This is a genomic window from Erwinia artemisiae (genome assembly GCF_051400835.1).
In the GTDB taxonomy this organism is placed as follows: domain Bacteria; phylum Pseudomonadota; class Gammaproteobacteria; order Enterobacterales; family Enterobacteriaceae; genus Erwinia; species Erwinia aeris.
In genome coordinates, this window is sequence record NZ_JBLFFM010000021.1 from 1 (window position 1) to 2,871 (window position 2,871).

Annotated in this window: 2 protein-coding genes; both read left to right on the forward strand. The window is 50.9% G+C overall.

All coding sequences use genetic code 11. The annotated features are described in order from the left end of the window. Window positions 1-317 precede the first annotated feature (317 nt). Window positions 318-1,721: an alkaline phosphatase gene (phoA, locus tag ACMGEE_RS21660; RefSeq protein WP_301253566.1), complete on the forward strand. Its 1,404-nt coding sequence runs from the start codon at window positions 318-320 to the stop codon at window positions 1,719-1,721. A 166-nt stretch (window positions 1,722-1,887) separates the two neighbouring features. After that, window positions 1,888-2,784, forward strand: coding sequence for an ATP-grasp fold amidoligase family protein (locus ACMGEE_RS21665; RefSeq protein WP_436830631.1), 897 nt, complete (start codon window positions 1,888-1,890; stop codon window positions 2,782-2,784). Window positions 2,785-2,871: the final 87 nt, after the last annotated feature.

The following is a 2,871-nucleotide window of genomic DNA, read 5'->3' on the forward strand; positions in this document are numbered from 1 at the left end:
TCGAACCCTTGATACGTTGCCGTATACACACTTTCCAGGCGTGCTCCTTCAGCCACTCGGACACCTCACCATATTGTAAACTTCATCCCCCTCTCGGGCGACGGGGCGCTACTATAGGGAGTCCGGGCCGAACGGTCAAGGGAATTTTCTCTTTTTATTCTGGCAGGTTAAGCGGTAAGCAGGCCGCGCTCGCTGTCGATTGAGAAACGCACAGGTGTAGTCATCAAGTTGCCATGCGGCCGACACAAAAGCGTCACGATTGTGTCGCAAACTAAACGCCTGAAATTTTTAGAAACGTTTTCTCATGGAGCCGTCTGATGAAAAAAAGCCTGTTTACGCTTTCCTTTACCGCCACGCTGTTATCCATCACGCTTTGCGCCCAGGCCGCCGATTATCAGCGTGCCGCACAGGGAGATATTACACAGCCCGGCGGCGCTCGCCGTTTAAGCGAGGATCAGACCGAAGCGCTGAAAGCTTCACTGAGCAGTAAAACAGCTAAAAACGTTATCCTGCTGATCGGTGACGGTATGGGCGACTCCGAAATTACCGCCGCGCGTAACTATGCTGAAGGCGCAGGTGGCTTTTTCAAAGGCATCGATGCGCTGCCGCTGACCGGTCAGTATACGCATTACTCGCTGGACAAAAAAACGCATAAGCCCGATTACGTTACGGATTCCGCCGCTTCGGCAACGGCGTGGAGCACCGGCGTAAAATCTTATAACGGGGCGATCGGCGTGGATGTGAACGGTAAAGATCATCAGACGATTATGGAAAGGGCAAAGGCAGCAGGTAAAGCGACCGGCAACGTCTCTACCGCAGAGCTGGAAGACGCTACGCCCGCCGCGCAGATGGCGCATGTGACCTCCCGTAAATGCTACGGCCCGGAGAAAACCAGCGAGCTGTGCGCAGGCAACGCGCTGGAAAAGGGCGGCAAAGGATCTATTGCCGAACAATTGTTGAACGCCCGTGTTGACGTCACTTTCGGCGGCGGCGGCAAAACCTTTGCCGAAAGCGCTAAGGCAGGCGAGTGGCAGGGCAAGACGCTGAGCGAGCAGGCGAAGCTGCGCGGCTACCAGCTGATTGATAACCTTGACGGCATGAACGCTATTACCGAAGCCACGCAGGATAAACCCGTGCTGGGCCTGTTCGCGGATGGCAATATGCCGGTGCGCTGGAAAGGGCCGAAAGCGACCCTGCACGGTAATCTGGAAGGCAACCCCATCAGCTGCGAGGTAAACAGCGATCGTCCTGCTTCCACGCCAACGCTGGCGCAGATGACCGATAAGGCTATCCAGCTGCTGAGCAAAAATCAGAACGGTTTCTTCTTACAGGTGGAAGGCGCGTCGATCGATAAGCAGGATCATGCAGCAAACCCCTGCGGCCAGATTGGCGAAACGGTAGATTTGGATGAGGCAGTACAGAAAGCGCTGGAGTTTGCCCGTAAAGACGGCAACACGCTGGTTATTGTCACGGCGGACCATGCGCATTCCAGCCAGATTATCCCTAATGACAGTAAGGCTCCCGGCCTGACGCAAAAGCTGGCAACTAAAGAGGGCGGCCTGATGACTATCAGCTACGGTAACTCGGAAGAGGACTCGCAGGAGCATACCGGCACGCAGCTGCGCATCGCCGCTTATGGGCCACACGCCGCTAACGTGGTCGGGCTGACCGATCAGACCGATCTGTTTTATACCATGAAGGCCGCGATGGAAATTAAGTAGTCTTTATAAAAACTGATTGATTATATAAAAGCACTGTTGCTGAAAGGTAACGGTGCTTTTTTATTTGCCTTGTTTACTTAGGGTTTATTTCTTCCTGGCGTAATAATGACCAGGCTGGCTCCATTATTCCTGTATCAGGACAGGTTGTTAATAAGGGGCCAGGGAAGTGTATATATTTAAGAAGATTGAGCATCAGGGTAAAATTTTTCGTCACCTTTTACAGAAAGAAGAAAAATATTTGCTAACGACCTACCGCAAAAGACACTGTGGAGCAGATGTTTTCCGCAATCCTGAGTCGTTGAATGAAAAAATTATCCACCGTATGCTCTACACAAGCAACGATCTTTATACCCAACTGGCTGATAAATACCTGGCCCGTGACTACGTTGCAAAGAAAATCGGCGAAAACTATTTGATCCCATTGCTGGGCGTGTGGCGGCGCACGGCGGATATTGACTATGCTGCATTACCCGATAAATTTGTACTCAAATGCAACCATGATAGCGGCAGCTGCCAGATGGTGTTTGCCAAAGATGCGCCAGCAATAGCGCGCTATAATAAAAAGCTCGATTTTTTTCTTAATCGTAACTTTTACTATGTCTCGCTGGAATGGCAATACAAAAACATCCCACCCTTTATCCTGGCCGAGCAGTATATAGATATTTTTGCGAACGCCAATCCGGATATTACGCCGGAACTTTACCGCGTTCACTGCTTTCATCAAAAAGCGAAATTTACAGAGGCGGATTTTACGGATGCCGCCGGAAATAAGCTCACCAATATTTATGATGAAGGCTGGCGCCTGCAGCCTTTTACTATGGGGCAGAGCAATAATCCGCGCGACATTCCCCGGCCCGCTGGCTATGCCAGGCTGCTTGAACTGGCGGAAACGCTCGCAGAGGGTATTGATTACTGCCGGGTGGATTTCTTTATGCATAAAGAAAATATCTGGTTTAGTGAAATGACCTTTACGCCAGAGAGAGGCAAGATAAAGTTTTCGCCAAGAATATGGGATTACCGGCTTGGCGAGCTGTGGCAACTGCCGTCAGACATCAATAAATAAGTTGGGCATAAAAAAAAGCCTGAACGTGAGTTCAGGCTCTTTCTTTAAATATGGCGGTGAGGAAGGGATTGACTCGCTTTGCTCGCC